This is a genomic window from Arthrobacter agilis (assembly GCF_030816075.1).
Classification (GTDB): domain Bacteria; phylum Actinomycetota; class Actinomycetes; order Actinomycetales; family Micrococcaceae; genus Arthrobacter_D; species Arthrobacter_D agilis_E.
Genome location: NZ_JAUSXO010000001.1, coordinates 1,610,039 through 1,626,939, shown reverse-complemented (window position 1 = coordinate 1,626,939; position 16,901 = coordinate 1,610,039). Strand labels below are relative to the sequence as shown.

Here is a 16,901-nt window from a genome sequence, read left to right as displayed (position 1 = left end):
TCCCACGCCGTGCACGATGCGCCGGCTGGTGGGCTTGTCCGAGTAGTCTTCGCATCAGGTAGGGCAAGGGCGGAGACTTCAATGCGTAGACGAGCGGCCCATGGCAAGGCGTGGCTCAGCCGGCGCCCGGATGGGATCCAGCGCCTGGAGTGGGTGGAAGGATCCACGATCTCCGGCAAGGACGCCGCCGATGTTCTCGAGGCGAGCTTCTGTCTGGCCGGTCACAAGCCGTACGCGATCCTGGTGGAGATGACCGCGATCGTGCATCAGACGCAGGAAGCGCGCGAGACATTCAATGCGGACTCCCGAGTCATCGCGGCGGCGCTCCTCGGCGTCGGACCGATGGACGAGATCCTCGCAGGAGGCGCGCACACGGCGGTGCACCCCACGAGCTACTTCACCTCCGAGGACGACGCCATCACCTGGATCGAACTGCATCTGGAGGCGCTCACGACATCGCCACACGCCGGGTAGGTCGATAGCCCCCGGGCCATGACCTGGAGTCCGGGGCCCGTCGGGCCGAACCGGAGTGTTCTCGGTGTAGGCGCTAGGCGTTTCCCGGGAGTGCGGTTGCAGTCGTGCATCGACGGTGTCGTCGCGCCGGGGGATCTGCCTACGGTGGCATCAGACAGAAAATCTACTGAGGAGTCCTCATGGTCCTGTTCTCATCTCCGCCCCCGCATGTCCACTCCGACGCCTCCTCGGCTCGCCGGGTGGGTGCTGCCCTGGTTGGAACGGCACTTCTTCTCACCGGATGCGCGTCTGGGGGAGAAGATCATTGGAACTCCACGGCGGTCGGGGACGACAAGAGCATCGGTGCTGTGGAACTGCGGAGCGTCCTGCTCGTGACCGACGCCGAGGGAGAACCGGCAAGGCTCCTCGGCACGATCGAGAACACGGGAGGGCAGCCGGTCGATGTGACGATCAGCGACGCCGATGAGGAGACGGTGCTGACTGTCGAGGCTGAGGGCAGCGTGCCCCTGGATACGGTCGAGACGCTCCTGAGGACGGCAGGCGATGCACCAGGTGCTCGAACGACGCTGACGGCCGAAACCACCGAAGGCGACGTCGACCTTCTCGTCCCCGTCGTCGACGGAACCCTCGACCCGTACCGGCCATACCTTCCCACCTGAGGCACGACGACGCTGGACGATGGACCAGTTGGATGCGCGCGGGCCGCACTCCGAGGATGCGTGGTTCGCGCTCCGCAGTCCGACCACTCAGGATGCTTCTCCGTCCCCGTTCAGCCACTTCGCTCTTACCTGCACGTCCGAGAGCTCGTATCCCAGCCCGTCGTAGAAGCCGATGACCGCTTCGTTGGTCGTGCGGATCATGAGGTGCACTTTCACGGCGCCACGTTCGATCAGCCACTGCTCACACGCCTCCATCATCAGGCGGCCGAGGCCGTGTCCCTGCTTCTGCGGGGCGACCGCCAAGTAGTAGACCCACCCGCGGTGACCGTCGTGTCCCACCATCGCGGTAGCCACCAGATCGCCGTGCATGGTGCAGCCGAGAACAGTGGACGACTCGCCATTGATCGCGCGGAGCAAGTCCGCCGTCGGGTCATTCCAAGGAAGCGTGAGGCCCGTGGCCTCCCACAGCGAGATGGCATCCCGATACTGATCTTCCGTCAGGGTCAGAGCTTCCATTCCGCCGAGTGTATGCGGCCATGCCCCGCCGGCGAAGCGGCCGCCACCCGGTCCTCAGGCGTGCTCGTGCTGGTCGGGGAACCAGGAATCAGTGGGTGGTGAACGCCGAGTCCTCCGAAGCCATCCCTTGGTCGTTTGCTTCCGCGTGACGGATCACCAGGGAGGTCGTGATGAGTGCGGCGGCGAGCACCATGCACGGCACCAGCACGATCAGGTACGTCAGCGACACCAGCACGGCTGCGGGCGCTGATTCCCAGACCTCGGGAAGCGGCATGAGGCTCAGGCTGTCCCCGACTCCGAAGTTCCTGTTGATGAACGGGCCGAGAACCAGCAGGGCGATGGCAATGATGCCGAGCCTTGTCCCGAACTTCATGGCTGACTTCGCCAGGGCTGCACCGGACATCTTGCTCCTGAGGGTCGATCGGTGGGAATCTGCTCGATGGATCGCATCTTGCTGTGGTCTGAGTATGAGCGCAGTCTGCAGCGGCATCAATGCCGGGCCCGGATCGGCCCCCATCAGGACGCATCCCGGAAGCGGAACCGGGCGCATCGGTCGGGCAGACGGTGACACGTCGATGGTCGCGAAGAGGCAGCTCCGAACCATGGCGATTCTTCACCGGGGAAGAGGTGCTGGATGTTGTGCCTGCCGGGTCTTCAGCAAGGCGATGAAGCCCGTCAGGAGGAAAGCCGGTATGCCGACAAGGCTGAGCAGGATCAGGGAGTCGACCATCCAGGAGGACCGACCTGCGTCGGCGAGGGCTATTCCTCGACCGAAGGCCCCCATCGACACTCCACCGAGGAGGACCACCAGACCGAAGGACACTGATGATGCCCGGCGTCGGTCCGTTCCGGCGCTGCGGGCGGAAGAACTGGGCGGACCTCTTGGTGGAGCGATCGTCAGCGTCGAGCCATGGCCTTCTGCGAAGTAGCGAACAGCCCGAGACTGTAGGCGAGGAGGATGACGGACATGACCAGCCCCGACCCGACGGCCGCTCCGAGAGCACTGGTCCGCGTGCCGATGAGCAGGCCCAGGCCACCCAGGCCGGCAAGAATTCCTCCGAGCGTGTAGAACATGCGTTCCTTGAATGCCCAGGCGAAGGGTATGAAGTGGAGACCGACGACCAGGGCGATCAGCGCTGGTTGAAGCTCCAACGTGCCCCTCGAGGTGAGCCATCCGGTGCCGAAAGCGATCAGCGCGAACTCCATGATCACGCACAGGAGATACATTCCGATCTGCTGTCCACGAGGAGCAGTGAACGGGCCGAGGTAGCGCGGCGAGGCGAAAAGGAACCAGACGGTGAGGGTGACGGCACCGATGACCAGGGTGCGCGCGACGGCAGGTAGGAGGTCTGCGAAACCCGGCGTGTAGGAGAACACGAAGACATACGCGCCGAACAACCCGACAAGAGTTCCGATTCGACGCGGATCCGCGAGACGCGGTGGCGCACCGGCTGAATTCCACGCAGTGTCGCTGTGACCTGTCACTGAAAGTCCCCCTGAAGTGATGTAGTCATCGCCAGCCGCCAACGGCGACCCGTCGATGAAGTGCTCGCAACAGTACCTCGCACGCGCGATCGACGGGTGGAGGGGTCGGTGCGCGGAATCGCGGATTCTCACGATCCACCCGACACGATGCCCGTCATGACTGCGGAAGTCCTGCACGCTGGCCACGGTGTGTTGCATTGCGCTCCCCACGTCCGCCAACCCGGTCCCACGGTCGGCCGGGTACCGCGCCGATACCTGATCGATTCGCGTCACACGTCCCGAAAGGTGGGTCCACTCCGACGATCCGTACCTTTCTCCTACTGCGCCGGCGTAAGTATCGCGTTGGAGGGGCACCGATCGCCGGCCCGCGAACAAACGAGCGAGCCACTCCTGGTCCATGGGTACCAACGCCCAGTCGACTTCTTCATCGAGGACGACGTCGAAACCGTCCTCCGCCACCTGCCACTCGGTCAACCACACATCGATCTCCTGCGGAGCCTTCGAAGGGACGACGTCCTCCACATCCGCTGCATCGCGTCGTGACGCCGTGAGCGGCTCGTAGGAGCCGAGGAAGTGGGAGTGCTCACCGGACGGACACCACTCATCGCACCGTTGCCTTGCACTGATCGATGACACTTGCGGTGCGTTGCGATCGTCCATCCGACGAGCCTAGAGCAGCTCCGGTGGCGGTTCGCTGCCTGGGTCGAATCAAGAGGTCCCTACAAGGTAGCGGCGAGGTCCAGACCCCGATTCGCCGCCAGTCCTGGGACGGAGGTCGACTCCACATAGTCGACGGCGTCGATGGGTAACGCGGACAGCGCGTCAGCCGTAGTCGGCTGTGACTGTTCCGGTACTTCCGTCCAGGCGGATGAGCCCACCGTGAGGGAGGACCCACTGAGGTCGGGTGTGGCCGAACGGAACACCGACGCAGACGACCGCGTCCGGGTTGTACGCGTTGATCTGTCCAGTCATCGCATCGCTCTGCTCTGCCCGCAGTCGCGCGCGGTCATCGGCTGAAGGGACTGGTTCGCCCAAGCGGCTGACCGGTGGGCGAGCTACCAACACGCCGGCAACAGCTTCGAGGATCCCTCTTTCACCCAGGGCTCGCACCCAACCCACCACGTCGTCCGCCGGGGGTAGCTCCTCGCTGGTCTCGAACAACAGGATCGCTCCGGCCAGATCCGCAACGGATGGCATCCGGTCGGCCAGCGCGATCTGGTCGATGACTTCGAGGCACCCTCCCCAGGAGGGGCCTTCGACGACCTTTCGCGGGCCCGACCACATCCACGGTGCTGTCGCCTCACGACTGCCGAACTCGGTCAGGGCGCGAGCATCCGTCCAAGGCACTCCGTAGTCCTCCGACTCGCCCGGATCGGTCAGTTCGATACTGCCGCCGTCGAGGAGCGCGGCGCGGAGAGAAAGGAGGTGCAGGTCATCGATGTGTGGTCCCGCACCCAGATGCACCTGCGTCGAACCCCCGTAGTAGCTCGGCACCCCCAGTCCCCACAGGAAGTTGTGCAGGTTCGTATTGTCGCTGTACCCGAGGAACGGTTTCGGGTTGGCGGCGATGACCGCAGCGTCGAGGTGCCTGATCACGGTGATCTGGTCATTTCCTCCGATCGTCGCGAGCACGGCACGGATACTCGGATCGGCGAATGCTGCGGTGATGTCGACGGCCCGGGCCTGCGGGGACGCGCCGAGTTGTCTGGTCGTCGGATATTCGACCGGCACCAACCCGGTCGTCTCCGACAGCCGTCTCATCGCCTGCTCGTGAACATCCGTCGCGATCGCCGGCGCCGCGAACGCCGGGGAAAGAACAGCGACCCGATCACCAGCGACCGCCTTCTTGAGGACGGAGAAGGTCTGTGATGTCATCCGATCATTAGATCAGCCGAACAATTCATTCAAAGTCCATGCGCTTCTGGAAGCACATCGGCCGGCGCAGGTCCGCCCCTTCCGACTTTCCGAGCGCACGCTTTGCTCTGCCTGCGGACACCGCAGTACGCGGGGGAGGCTAAGGTCAGCTGCGGATCGATATACGGGCAGACGGATGGTCGTGTGCGAAAGTGACGGAATGACTCTGGATGATGAGCTCGACCTGATTCTCGAGCGTCGGGACCGCGACAATATGCAGCCGACCATCGACGCTTTGCTTCCCTACTACGCTTCCCATCCGGGGGATGCGCGAGTGCTCTACGAAATCGGCGGGGCCTACGATACCGCGGGACAGGAAGACATCGCGCGGAAGTTCTATGAGGAAGCTCTTGCTGCCGGGCTCGAAGGGGATCTGCTGCGCCGGTGCTACATCCAGTACGGGTCGACGCTCAGGAACCTGGGCGAGTTCGAGGCGTCGCTCGAGGTCTTCAGGACAGCTCGTACCGCGTTTCCCGGCTCGCCGGCGCTAGGGGCCTTCGAGGCCATCACCCTTCATGCGGCGGGTCGATCGAGTGCATCTGTCGCGTCCCTGCTTGATCTGGTGGTGGAGTTCGTTCGCTCTCGCGACATCGAGCGATACCTGGCAGCCATCAGTGGCAACGCTGCCCACATACGGTCCCTTGGCGACGACCACTCGTAGCCGGTCATGTGTCGATACGAAGGAAAGTAGAGCTCTGATGAAATTCAGTAGTGACGTTGATCCGATCCAGCATCCTCTCCCCGGCGCCGTACGCCTACGCGGCCACAGCGCCTGCGGATGCGCGATTGATCTTCCTCGCGGGGTCATGCCCTCTCGACGAAGCCGGAGCGACGGTCGGCAAAGGTGACTATGCAGTCCAGGCGCGACAGTGTCTTGGGAACATGAAGACCGCACTCGATGAGGCTGGAGCCGCGCTCGAGGACGTGATCAGTACCCGTGTGCTCGTGGCATCGACTGATCGGGCTGATCTCGTCAGGGCATGGGAGATCGTTCGCCAGGCATTCGGCGCCAATGACGTGCCGAGCACCCTTCTCGGTGTCACGGTTCTCGGCTACGAGGGCCAACTCGTGGAGATCGAAGCCGTCGCTGCTGTACGTGGCTGATGGCCCCTGCCGGGGTGTTCCACTTCTGCAGACCAAGGTCCTTCGGATGACGGCGTCCGAAACCCCTCGCTACTGCATCGCGGCGTCGGAGTGTGCACCGGGAACCTGGCGCACTTCTGGTGCGATGTCAGGGCCATCGACCACCAATGTGTAGCCTCCTGCTGCTGTCGCCTCCCTGAAGGCTGGGAGGTCACCGCGGTCATCACCTGCAGACGCGACAGTCAGGAGATTCCTGGTCAAGCGGGCCTTGCCCATCCCGAAGCCTCCTCGCCCACCTGGCCGGTGACCTCGGCGGTCCCCTAAGCTGTCGCAGTGAGCCACGTGAGCGAGAAAGGGCCGTTCTTCCACGGCACGAAAGCGGACCTGAAGGTCGGAGATTTTCTGACCGCGGGCTTCCGGTCGAATTACCGTCCCGACGTCATCATGAACCACATCTACTTCACCGCGCTTCCCGACGGCGCAGGTCTCGCTGCAGAGCTTGCATCCGGTGATGGTGAACCGCGCGTCTATGCCGTCGAGCCGACAGGAGAGTTCGAGGACGACCCGAACGTGACCGACAAGAAGTTCCCAGGCAATCCGACCCGGTCGTACCGCAGTCGTGCTCCGTTGAGGGTCATCGGCGAGATCGCCGATTGGACGCGGCTGACACCCGAGGCACTACGAACCTGGAAAGAGCGACTGGCGGCACTGCATGCGGATGAACGGGCCCAGATCATCAATTGACGGTCGTTTCGCGAGGGGCGTCACGACCACGGAGTCACTGAGCGCTTCTGTTGCTCGCCATCGATGACGAGGTCCAGTCGCTCGTCGAGGAACGCGACGTAGTCCCGCACGTCCGCTGCGTCGCTCAGGGGGTGTTCGTACTGCCACGCAATGTCGTCCACCCGTTGATCTCCGATAGTCGCGGAGTACCAGGTCGCATAACCCTTGTACGAGCACATCGAGCTTGTCGAGCTGGGCTCGAGCGGCGCCACGACGTCCTCCATCGGCAGGTAGTACCGGGCAGGCAGGTTCGTCTCGAACAGCATCCGTGCTCGGGTGGTGTCGGCGAGGACGTGGCCGTCGAGCATCAGCTGCACGTGCCGGGAGGTGCCTCGAATGTCGATGCGACCGTACGGGTCATGCGGATGGCTGATGATCTCGTCGTCTTCCTCGAACCAGGTGTCGAAGTCGGCGAATGCGAGGATCACATGATCGGCGAGACCGGGGTCGTGTGCCCGGAACCCGGCAGCCGCGGCATCCGTCTCCGGAACGCGTACCTCGACCGGTTCGCCGGCCGTCGTGCGCACGTCGAACGGGATCCGCGGGTCGAACACGGGAACCTTCGACAGGTCGGGAAGCATGAATCCCACCGCGTCATTCTCGAGTGGCGTCGAGGAGCGAAGCGAGATCTCGGCGTGGATGTCCTGGTACGGGACGGCGTAGCCGGGCACGACCCGTCGCGGCTCCCACACGAGCATTGCGCGCGTGGTGTCGACGACGGTCCGCCCGCCGAGCGTCGCGCGGATGCGCTTGGCCGTCGGCTCGTACCGGAGCTTCTGGAGCAGCTGCCCCATCGCATCCCGCATCTGCACGCCGGTCATATCGGCGTCAAGGTCGAGTGAGTCTTTCGTTGGGCCCGGCATGCACTCACGGTAGACCTGCGCCCCTGGTCCGGATAGAGGCGGAGGGCTCTATAACCGCCTCGCTTCGCGCGTCCTACGGTTCGACAGCGGCACCTGACAGAGTAGGGATATGGGACAGAAGAATAAGAACCAGATTCTCCACGGTGACGGGCCATTGGTCGCAGGCTTCCTGGGCGCGGTTCTGCTCAGTATCCCGATCATCATTCGGCTTGCCTACGGGAACGGGAATGCCTGGGACTGGGTCTTCCTGGTTATAGCCGCCGGCCTTGCAATCTACTGGATAATGCTCGCATTGCGTGGCAAGAAAAGACAGGCGAGGAAACTGTCGGCCCTTCCTGGAGAGGAATCACCTTCACGAATTCCTTGATATCAAGGCGCTATTCCCTGGTCGTGACATCCGGACCAGTGGAAGGGGACGGACCGGACGATGCAAACAGCAGTGGCGCGCCGATTCCGCTTGCCGCGCCACTGCGGCGTTCCTAGCGTTGAACAAGCACACGGTGCCCTGAGTCAGCGGAAGGACGAATACCACCATGAAGCACTGGATAAGAGACCACGGACTCTTCCTGGCGAATGCCGCGCTGTTCCTCGTCTCCTTCGTCGGCATGGTGCTCAGTGGCGTCCTCGACTACAACGAAGAGCAACGTGCTCACGGAGCGCCCGGCGTCACCCTCCTCGGCTTCTTCGGTACGGGCGACTTCCTGGAGGCGACGTTCGAGAACTGGGAATCGGAGTTCCTGCAGATGGGCATGTACGTGGTGTTGACCGCGTATTTGTTCCAGCGTGGCTCCTCGGAGTCCAAGCTCCCGGGCAAGCATGAACCGCAGGATGACGACCCGCGGGAATCGGCAGGCAACAAGGACGCACCGTGGCCGGTGCGCCGTGGCGGTCTTGTGCTCAGACTGTACGAACATTCGCTGTCCATCATGTTCTTCGTCCTGTTCGCGGCCTCCTTCCTCCTGCATGCAGTGGGCGGAAGCGAGGCATACAACGACGAACAGGCGAGTCACGGCCAACCAGGGGTCACCGTGCTCGGGTATATGGCGACGTCGCGATTCTGGTTCGAGTCCTTCCAGAACTGGCAGAGCGAGTTCATGGTCATCGCCGTGATGATCGGGGCGTCCGTCTACCTGCGCGAACGTGGAAGTGTGGAGTCCAAACCCGTCGCGATGGCACATCGCGACACCGACACATGACCGCTGTTTCCCTCTCCGCCCCGTCGGTGCGGTGAAGGAGCGTCTCGTGGAGGCTGACGTACAGGGATGACTGCTCAGGTGAGGTCGGCTATGAGCGCTGATGAAGCGCAGTCCCGAATACCGTTGATGCCTTTGACGGTCGTGTCCTTGTCCCCGTACGGCTCACTGGTGACCAGGGTCGCTCCGTCGTCGCCTGTGAGCCGGAACCGGAATCGCTCATCATCGTCCAGATAGATCTCGAATCGTCCCGCCATGTCTGTCTCCTTCATCGTGCGGTGCTGCACGTCTCACCTGACCAGGTGACCGCGCAGGAACCATGACTGACCCCGTGAGCGCTGATCGCATCCGCGTACGTGCCAAGATAGCCGGGTACAGGCGCGTGCACCACGCGTCGCCCCCGGAGCAGCGTTGCATGCGGAATCCTTGCACCCGCGCTCGGTCGCCGGACTGTCTCCCATCGACGTAGACCGCGGCTCCGGATGCCGCCACCGAGGAGGGAGGCGCTGTCTTCGGCGCCTCGAGGTCGACCGGCGTGGCCTTCAGTTCCTAGAGTGGAGGTATGACCCGTTCCCCTGAGACTTCGTCCGACTGCGACAGACCCGGTGCCCGGTGGAGGCCGGGCCGGCTACCTCTTCCTGGGGTGGTCCGATGAACGGGGAGCTGGGGTTGAACATCGCACTGGTCGTGGTGTTCGTCCTCATCGGTGGTGTGTTCGCGGCGACCGAGATGGCGCTGGTGACGCTCCGCGACAGTCAGGTCAACGCCATAGCTCAGCGCGGGAAGCGAGGCGAGAAGGTCGCTGCGCTGGCTCGCAACCCGAACAGGTTCCTCTCAGCGGTGCAGATCGGGGTGACGGTCGCCGGGTTCGCGTCGGCCGCGTACGGCGCGTCGTCGATTGCCCCCTCCGTCGCACCCCTGCTGGTATCGCTCGGACTGGCCGAGCCGGCCGCCCTCACTCTTGCCACGATCCTGCTGACTCTGATCGTCGCGTACCTGTCGCTCGTCCTGGGTGAGCTGGCACCGAAACGGCTGGCGATCCAGCGCAATGCGCAGTTCGCGTATGCCGTGGCCCCGGTCCTCAATGGTTTCGCGGTGCTCATGCGCCCGGTGATCTGGTTGCTGTCCGTGTCGACGAACGCGGTGGTGCGTCTTCTCGGCGGTGATCCCCACCGCACGAGCGAGGAGATGACGGAGGAGGAGCTCCGGGACATCGTGACGAGTCATGAAGGGCTGCCCGAGGACGAACGCCGCATCCTGGACGACGTGCTCTCGCTGCGTGACCGGCAGATCAGTGAGGTCATGCGACCCCGGCCCGAGGTCGTCGCCCTCCCCAGCAGCGACACCGTCGCAGAGGCCATCGCTCGCATCAACGACCTGCCGTTCTCGCGGTACCCGGTGGTGGACCAGTCCATCGACGACATCACGGGGTTCGCGCACGTGCGGGACCTGTACGACGCCGCCGCGCACGACCCGGGTGCGCCATTGTCACAGGTCCTCAGGCCGATCCCGTACCTGCCCGCTACCGCCCGTCTTCTTCCCACCCTCACGAAACTTCGCGCCCGGAACACCCATATCGCCGTCGTCGTCGACGAATACGGCGGCACCGACGGGATCGTCACTTTGGAGGATCTCGTCGAGGAAGTCGTCGGCGAGATCTTCGACGAATACGACACCGACGCCGCACCCGTGAGGCTCGCTGACGGCGGAGGCGTCGTCGACGGGCGACTCAACCTGCAGGACTTCGCCGAGACGACCGGCATCGAGCTACCGCGGGGGACATGGGACACCGTCGCCGGTTTCGTCCTCGACCGCCTCGGCCGGCTTGCGGCACCGGGAGACACCGTCGACGTGGACGGCGCGACCCTCCAGGTCACCAGCATCGACCGACGGCGCATCGCCGAACTCCTCGTGCTACCGGCGGAAGGCCACCCTCACGACGAGCAGAAGGTCATCTGATCGCCCCGCGATGTGGAACGCGGGAGACCCGGACACAGCGCAAGGGATCCTCGACCGGATGTCTGAGGCTGCCTGGCTCACCGTTGTCGTGCTGCTCGTGACGGAGGATGGTTCCGTGGGGAGCGCAGCAGGGACCGGGGGTCTCGTGGTTCAGGTGGGCGGGCAGTCGCGATCCGCGATCGTCGAGGCTCTGCACCTTGCGGGTGTGCAGCTCAATGTGCACGCGCAGACACTGCTCACCCACCCCGCGTTCGATGACCCACTCCGTGAAACGCTGCGAATCGTCGAGCGCACCGTGGAGCAGCTGGGTTTCGAGGAGGGGGCTGTTCAGTCCCGCGTCTTCGAGGCCGCCAGGGCTCAGGGCCTCGAACTCTGTCCCCTGGTGGCCGGCCCTTATCTCCGGTTGACGATGATGGACCAAGCGAACGCGCCGGACTCGGTCCTGTCCGCAGGTCGCGGCCCGACCGGGGCGGTCCACATCGCGTCCGAGCCGCTGAGTGAAGACGTGGAGTATCCCAAGGGGTTCTATCTCCGCGTCGTGGACGGGCGGGCCTGGCTGCGAGGCTATCGCTGCGACGACGAGTACGTGTGGGCTCCGGGGCAGCGGCTCGCGTTCCGCTCACCGATGCCGGCTGAGCGGCGCTCCGTGAGCTGATCCTCCAGCGGGCGGACACCAGGCCGACAGGGGAGTGGGCCTTCAACTGTTTCCGCAGCCAGAAGGAGGACACTGCTGCCGGGAGCCGGGACGAAAGCGGAGTGGTGCACGTCGATTCACCCTTGAGGGGTGATTCTCCGGCCTTGTCGTTCTGTTGTGATGTCCCCGGAAGGGACTTCTCATGTGCCGTTGGATCGCCTATTCCGGTTCGCCCGTCAATCTTGAGGACCTCCTGTACAAGCCGGAGCGTTCTTTGGTGATGCAGAGCAAGTACTCCCGGCTGGGCGTCGAGACGATCAACGGAGATGGTTTCGGGGTCGGCTGGTACTCGACGGTTCCCCGTCCCGGCCTTTTCCACAGCACGGACCCCGCATGGAATGACAGGAACCTCCGTGAGCTGGCGGCACTGGCCTGGTCAGGCCGCGTCTTCGCCCACATCCGCGCATCGACCGGCACGGCGGTCCAGCAGACAAATTGCCACCCTTTTCGCCATGACCGATGGCTCTGGATGCACAACGGACTCATCAATGACTTCCTCAAGCTCAAGCGAGACCTGACACTCGCTGTGGATCCCGCCCTCTTCCCTCTGATCCAGGGCTCAACCGATTCGGAACTGTTCTTCTACCTGGCGCTCACCCTGGGACTCGAGAAGGATCCTCCGGGGGCTGTCGCGCGTGCGGTCGGGCTGATCGAGAACATCGGCCGACAGCACGGCGTCGAATTCCCTCTGCAGATGACGGTGGCTGTCACGGACGGGGAGACCACCTGGGCCTTCCGCTATTCCAGCGAAGGGCGGTCCCGCTCTCTCTTCCGCAGCACCGACATCTCAGCCCTCAGGGCTTTGCATCCCACCCATGAGTTACTGCAGGGGCTCTCGGGCGACGCGCGACTCGTGGTGTCCGAGCCGCTCGGCGACCTCGAAGGGGCATGGCAGGAGGTGCCGGAAGCCTCCTATCTGGTGGTACACGGCGCTCAGGCGGAAGTCGCACCCTTCGCTCCGATCCCGGTGTAGCGGAAGAGGTCCGTGATCATGGCTCAGACCAGGGTCGAGCACCGAAGCGTCCATGAACGCGCGGCGATGGGCAAGCAGCAGAGGGAGCAGACGCCACGGTCCTCCCACAGGGGCTGGCTACCCTCAGCGGACCGCCCGGATCCTGTGGCGCTGCTCGAGGAACAGAACCTCACCCGCGACCTAGACCTCGTACCGGTCCGCCACGGGCGGATGCTGGCCTCCCCCTTCACGTTCTACCGGGGCGCGGCCAAGATCATGGCCGCCGACCTGATGGACACGCCACGGTCGGGTCTGATGACCCAGCTGTGCGGGGACGCCCACCTGTCCAACTTCGGTGTGTTCGCCTCACCGGAGCGGAGGTTGATGTTCGACCTCAACGACTTCGACGAAACGCTTCCAGGGCCGTTCGAGTACGACGTGAAGCGCATGGCCGCGAGTTTCATGATCGCGGCGAGGAACAACGCATTCGCCGAAGACGACGCGCTCGAAGTGACACTCACGGCGGTGCGGGCATACCGCGAAGCGATGGCCCGGTTCGCGCAGATGCGGACTCTGGACATCTGGTACGCCCGACTGTCCGAGGAGGAACTGATGGACGCCATCGATGTGGCGGTGGCGACCCAGAAGGGCAAGGCCCTGAAGAGGGCCGAAGATGTGGGCAAGTCGGCGCGGACGAACATCGCCAAGGCTCGCACCCGTGACAGTCTGCAGGCACTCTCCAAGCTCGCCGAGCGCGTCGACGGGAAGTACCGGATCGTCAGCAAGCCTCCGATCATCATTCCTGCCCGGGACCTGGGTCGATCGTTCGGCATGTCGCCCGATGAGGTGGAGCAGGTGGTTCATGAGCAGTTCCGCGCCTACCGGGCCACCCTCCCTGCTGACCGGCGTCACTTGCTGGAGCGCTTCGAAGTGGTCGATGTCGCCCGCAGAGTCGTGGGTGTCGGCAGTGTCGGCACGCGGGCATTCATCGCTCTGCTTCAGGGCCGGGATCAACAGGATCCGTTGTTCCTGCAGGTCAAGGAAGCCAGGAGGTCTGTGCTCGAGGACCACCTGCCGAAGAGCCGGTTCCGCCAGCCGGGCGAGCGGGTGGTGCAGGGGCAGCGGATGATGCAGGCCGCGAGCGACATCTTTCTTGGCTGGACGAAGGGCGTACAGGAGAACAGGTATCTGTATTGGCGCCAGTTGCGTGACATGAAGGGTTCAGCCGTTGTGGAGGGGATGAGGCCGCTCGGCATGACGTTCTATGCCAATGCCTGCGGATGGACCCTGGCACGGGCGCATGCCCGATCCGGTGACCCCGTCGCGCTGGCCGCCTACCTGGGTAGCAGCGACACATTCGACCGCTCCATTGCCGACTTCTCCGGGCACTATGCCGACCAGAACGAACGCGACTTCCAGGCTTTCGTCGCTGCAGTCCGTTCCGGACGCCTGGAAGCCGTCGGCGTCGGCTAGGGGCGGTCCACGATCTGGAAGGGAAGTCGAACCGCATGAATCGCGTCGCGATGCTTCGCAGTAGCCCTCGAACCCGGGGAGGTCGGACTGATGACTGATGCGGCGTTCGCCCTCCTGATGGTGCTCATCCTTGGATGGGCAGTGACCTCGAATCGCTTGAGTCGATGGAATATCACCGGTCCGCTGGTGTTCATGCTTGCCGGTTTCCTGCTCGGGAACCGATACTGGGGCCCGGTTCCGATCGATGTCGAGGCGCCGTCGGTTCACCTTCTCGCCGAGTTGACGCTTGCGATGCTGCTGTTCTCCGACGCGGTGAGGGTGAATGTCGCAGACTTGAGGCACGATCTCCGGGTGCCTGCGCGTCTGTTGGGGATCGGCCTTCCACTCACTCTGCTTTTCGGCACCGTCGCCGCTGTCGTGTTCTTCGATGACTTCAGCTGGGCTCTCGCGCTGTTCGTCGGCGCCGCCCTCGCCCCTACTGATGCTGCGCTGAGTGCCCAGGTGATCAACGACAAGCGGATCCCCTCGCGGATGCGCCGCGTGATCACCGTCGAGAGCGGGCTCAACGATGGGATCGTCACTCCGATCGTCGTCTTCGCGCTCGCGCTGGTGGCGGGTCAGCTCGGCACCGATGGTGGCCATGACGACGCCCGAATCCGTCCGCTGCTCGAACTGGGTATCGGGATCGTTGTGGGTGTCGCCGTCGGGTGGGGGAGCGCCAAGCTCATCGCGTTCGCTTCGGAGCGCGACTGGGTGAGTTCCGGTGGTCGACGACTGGCAACTCTGGCTGCCGCGCTCGGCAGCTTCGCCGGCGCAGTGACCTTCGGCGGCAACGGATTCATCGCCGCCTTCGTCGCGGGAATCGCGTTCAGTGCCGCCCTTGGAGAGGGCGCCGAGCAACAGCACGAATTGAGTGAACTGCCGGAACTGTTCGGGGAATTGCTCGCGTTCGCCGTATGGTTCCTGTTCGGCGCGGCGCTCGTGCCGGTTGCCTTCGAGCTCTTCTCGGCGTGGACCCTGCTCTACGCGGTAGCGAGCCTGACTGTCATCCGCATGATTCCCGTGGCACTGGCGCTACCGCGAACAGGGCTGGACAGGTCGACGGTCATCTTCGTGGGATGGTTCGGGCCGCGCGGCCTTGCCTCGATCGTGTTCGCGTTGTTGGCGATCGAAGAGCTCGGAGATTCGGGCCCGGTCCGACAGGCGATCTCCGTCGTCAGTCTCACCGTCCTGCTCAGCGTGATACTCCACGGAGTATCGGCCGGTCCTCTCGGGCGCCGCTATGCACTGCAGCACGGCGACGCCCACATCGTCGGCAGATAGGACCGACCCCTGGTGACGCCCCGGACGGGGCTGGAAGGTCCGCGTCGGGCCTTCGGTCAGTGAAGGACACCTGCCGGCTCGCGCGTGAGGGGTGTAGGCTCGGCGGCTACAGAAACCGAACGGCAAGGATCCACGGTGCTATGGGTGCGTCTGACGGTGCGTCTAGAGGTGTGATGGAGGGGTCTGGCGGCGGTGCCGGGCCTGTATCGACGGTGCGGGTCAAACCCCGGAGCAGGGCTGATCCAGCCCATCCCCTGATCGCGTCTCATGAGGCCGAGGTGCGGTTGCGGGTTCTGAAGGCCGCCAGCGTGCTGGTCGACCGGCTCACCTACGACGCGGTGACCATCGAAGCGGTGGCGAGAGCCTCGGGGGTGAGCAAGTCGACGCTGTACCGGCACTGGCCATCGCGCCAGCTGCTTGTGTTGGAGGCCTTCACCTACAAGACGAATCTCCTGACGAACGTCGAGGACACCGGCGATGTTGCACGGGACCTGCACGCCTACCTCGTGGCGCTGACGTACTGCCTCCACATCGGCGGTGCCGGCTCCACTGTGGCGAACCTGTTGGCCGAGGCGATCCGTAGCGAGGACTTCGCCGCCCACTTCCGCCACACCCTGCTGCGGGAGCGACGCCAGGGGTTCCTTGCGATCATGGCGCGCGGCCAGCGCCGCGGACAGGTGCGCGACGACGTCGACCTCGCGGTCGTGATCGATGCGGTGTACGGCTCGGTTCATCACCGACTGGTCGCCACAGGCCAGACCATCGACGGCTCGTTCTTGCGGAACCTGACAAGATTCGCCGTCGACGGCGTCGCGACCCCGTCCTACCGCGAGACGTATCGCGCTCGGACCTGACCGGTACCGTCCGTTGGCGGCCCTCCGTGCTGATGGGACGATCGGTGCCGTTTCGTCCCATTCCTTCCCCCACACCCGGGTCATCGCGGGATCGTGGAATCAGCGCAGGAACAAGCGCGGATCACCACTCACCGGAGGTATGCAGGCCATGATCACCAAGGAAAAGACCGCACGGACGAACGTCGGCAGCAGGCACCCGCAGCTCTACCGGGCGCTGACCCCGGTCGCACGGCTGGCGGACATGACAGCCCTGGAGGAGGGCCTGTCCCCGTTGCTGATCGAGCTCGTGAAGCTCCGTGCGTCCCAACTCAATGGGTGCGCGTTCTGCCTGCGCACCCATTCACAGGATGCCCTGGACAAGGGGGAGAGCCCCGTGCGGCTCAATGTGCTCTCCGCATGGCGGGAGAGTGAGTATTTCGACGAAGCGGAACGCTCAGCCCTCGCCCTGACGGAGTACCTCACGCTCATCCAGGACTCCCACCGCAACGCGGGCCTCTATGAAGCGGCGGCCGCGCACCTCACCTCCGGCCAGATGTCCGCGGTGACTTGGGTGGTGCTGATCATCAATACGTACAACCGCATCGCGATCAGCGGCGCCTACCGCGTCGCCCCCTGACCCTTCTGTCCGGGGCGATGCCACCACCACGTAGTACCAAGAGAAAGTCTGGAGACGCAT

20 protein-coding genes are annotated in these 16,901 nt (G+C 64.5%); 14 read left to right on the top strand and 6 right to left on the bottom strand.

Annotated elements, in window-relative coordinates:
* Window positions 1–81: 81 nt before the first annotated feature.
* Entirely contained in the window at window positions 82–474 is a 393-nt protein-coding gene (locus QFZ50_RS07395; RefSeq protein WP_307083099.1) for a DUF7793 family protein, read from the top strand.
* A 179-nt stretch (window positions 475–653) separates the two neighbouring features.
* The gene (locus QFZ50_RS07390) at window positions 654–1,133 is read left to right on the top strand and encodes a hypothetical protein (protein WP_307083098.1); all 480 of its coding nucleotides are present in this window, start codon (window positions 654–656) and stop codon (window positions 1,131–1,133) included.
* An 87-nt stretch (window positions 1,134–1,220) separates the two neighbouring features.
* On the opposite strand, the gene QFZ50_RS07385 is transcribed toward QFZ50_RS07390, so the two are convergent.
* From QFZ50_RS07385 to QFZ50_RS07370, 4 genes are all read right to left on the bottom strand, one after another.
* Complete coding sequence (locus QFZ50_RS07385) at window positions 1,221–1,649, bottom strand: GNAT family acetyltransferase (RefSeq protein ID WP_307083097.1); 429 nt, start codon at window positions 1,647–1,649, stop codon at window positions 1,221–1,223.
* 88 nt (window positions 1,650–1,737) lie between these two features.
* On the bottom strand, window positions 1,738–2,052 hold the full coding sequence (locus tag QFZ50_RS07380; RefSeq protein ID WP_307083096.1) for a hypothetical protein: 315 nt from the start codon (window positions 2,050–2,052) through the stop codon (window positions 1,738–1,740).
* Window positions 2,053–2,546: 494 nt separating this feature from the next.
* Window positions 2,547–3,794: a DUF6578 domain-containing protein gene (locus QFZ50_RS07375; RefSeq protein WP_307083095.1), complete on the bottom strand. Its 1,248-nt coding sequence runs from the start codon at window positions 3,792–3,794 to the stop codon at window positions 2,547–2,549.
* A 162-nt stretch (window positions 3,795–3,956) separates the two neighbouring features.
* Complete coding sequence (locus tag QFZ50_RS07370; RefSeq protein ID WP_307083094.1) at window positions 3,957–5,009, bottom strand: S66 family peptidase; 1,053 nt, start codon at window positions 5,007–5,009, stop codon at window positions 3,957–3,959.
* 199 nt (window positions 5,010–5,208) lie between these two features.
* Here QFZ50_RS07370 and QFZ50_RS07365 point away from each other — a divergent pair, with 199 nt between their 5' ends.
* The 3 genes from QFZ50_RS07365 to arr all read left to right on the top strand — a co-directional run bounded on the left by QFZ50_RS07365 (window position 5,209) and on the right by arr (window position 6,875).
* Entirely contained in the window at window positions 5,209–5,709 is a 501-nt protein-coding gene (locus QFZ50_RS07365; RefSeq protein ID WP_307083093.1) for a tetratricopeptide repeat protein, read from the top strand.
* A 50-nt stretch (window positions 5,710–5,759) separates the two neighbouring features.
* Entirely contained in the window at window positions 5,760–6,152 is a 393-nt protein-coding gene (locus tag QFZ50_RS07360) for a RidA family protein (RefSeq protein ID WP_307083092.1), read from the top strand.
* Window positions 6,153–6,464: 312 nt separating this feature from the next.
* Window positions 6,465–6,875, top strand: a complete 411-nt coding sequence (arr, locus tag QFZ50_RS07355) for an NAD(+)--rifampin ADP-ribosyltransferase (protein WP_307083091.1) — start codon at window positions 6,465–6,467, stop codon at window positions 6,873–6,875.
* A gap of 20 nt (window positions 6,876–6,895) precedes the next feature.
* Here the strand turns inward: arr and QFZ50_RS07350 are convergent, their stop codons facing one another.
* Window positions 6,896–7,777, bottom strand: a complete 882-nt coding sequence (locus tag QFZ50_RS07350) for a DUF427 domain-containing protein (RefSeq protein WP_307083090.1) — start codon at window positions 7,775–7,777, stop codon at window positions 6,896–6,898.
* A 109-nt stretch (window positions 7,778–7,886) separates the two neighbouring features.
* Here QFZ50_RS07350 and QFZ50_RS07345 point away from each other — a divergent pair, with 109 nt between their 5' ends.
* Complete coding sequence (locus QFZ50_RS07345; RefSeq protein ID WP_307083089.1) at window positions 7,887–8,144, top strand: hypothetical protein; 258 nt, start codon at window positions 7,887–7,889, stop codon at window positions 8,142–8,144.
* Between the two features lie 166 nt (window positions 8,145–8,310).
* Entirely contained in the window at window positions 8,311–8,973 is a 663-nt protein-coding gene (locus tag QFZ50_RS07340; RefSeq protein ID WP_307083088.1) for a DUF6766 family protein, read from the top strand.
* 74 nt (window positions 8,974–9,047) lie between these two features.
* Here QFZ50_RS07340 and QFZ50_RS07335 read toward each other — a convergent pair whose 3' ends face one another.
* A complete protein-coding gene (locus QFZ50_RS07335) occupies window positions 9,048–9,227 on the bottom strand; it encodes a YegP family protein (protein ID WP_307083087.1) in 180 nt (59 codons plus the stop codon).
* Between the two features lie 394 nt (window positions 9,228–9,621).
* Between QFZ50_RS07335 and QFZ50_RS07330 the strand changes: the two genes are divergently transcribed.
* The 7 genes from QFZ50_RS07330 to QFZ50_RS07300 all read left to right on the top strand — a co-directional run bounded on the left by QFZ50_RS07330 (window position 9,622) and on the right by QFZ50_RS07300 (window position 16,841).
* Window positions 9,622–10,929 carry a hemolysin family protein gene (locus tag QFZ50_RS07330; protein ID WP_307083086.1) on the top strand — a complete coding sequence of 436 codons (1,308 nt, stop codon included), beginning with the start codon at window positions 9,622–9,624 and terminating at the stop codon, window positions 10,927–10,929.
* Window positions 10,930–10,987: 58 nt separating this feature from the next.
* Window positions 10,988–11,584, top strand: a complete 597-nt coding sequence (locus QFZ50_RS07325) for a hypothetical protein (RefSeq protein WP_307083085.1) — start codon at window positions 10,988–10,990, stop codon at window positions 11,582–11,584.
* 181 nt (window positions 11,585–11,765) lie between these two features.
* Entirely contained in the window at window positions 11,766–12,596 is an 831-nt protein-coding gene (locus QFZ50_RS07320; protein ID WP_307083084.1) for a class II glutamine amidotransferase, read from the top strand.
* 144 nt (window positions 12,597–12,740) lie between these two features.
* The gene (locus QFZ50_RS07315; RefSeq protein WP_307083083.1) at window positions 12,741–14,048 is read left to right on the top strand and encodes a DUF2252 domain-containing protein; all 1,308 of its coding nucleotides are present in this window, start codon (window positions 12,741–12,743) and stop codon (window positions 14,046–14,048) included.
* A 90-nt stretch (window positions 14,049–14,138) separates the two neighbouring features.
* On the top strand, window positions 14,139–15,371 hold the full coding sequence (locus QFZ50_RS07310) for a cation:proton antiporter (protein ID WP_307083082.1): 1,233 nt from the start codon (window positions 14,139–14,141) through the stop codon (window positions 15,369–15,371).
* A 140-nt stretch (window positions 15,372–15,511) separates the two neighbouring features.
* Window positions 15,512–16,225: a TetR/AcrR family transcriptional regulator gene (locus tag QFZ50_RS07305; RefSeq protein WP_307083081.1), complete on the top strand. Its 714-nt coding sequence runs from the start codon at window positions 15,512–15,514 to the stop codon at window positions 16,223–16,225.
* Between the two features lie 148 nt (window positions 16,226–16,373).
* The gene (locus QFZ50_RS07300) at window positions 16,374–16,841 is read left to right on the top strand and encodes a carboxymuconolactone decarboxylase family protein (RefSeq protein ID WP_307083080.1); all 468 of its coding nucleotides are present in this window, start codon (window positions 16,374–16,376) and stop codon (window positions 16,839–16,841) included.
* Window positions 16,842–16,901: the final 60 nt, after the last annotated feature.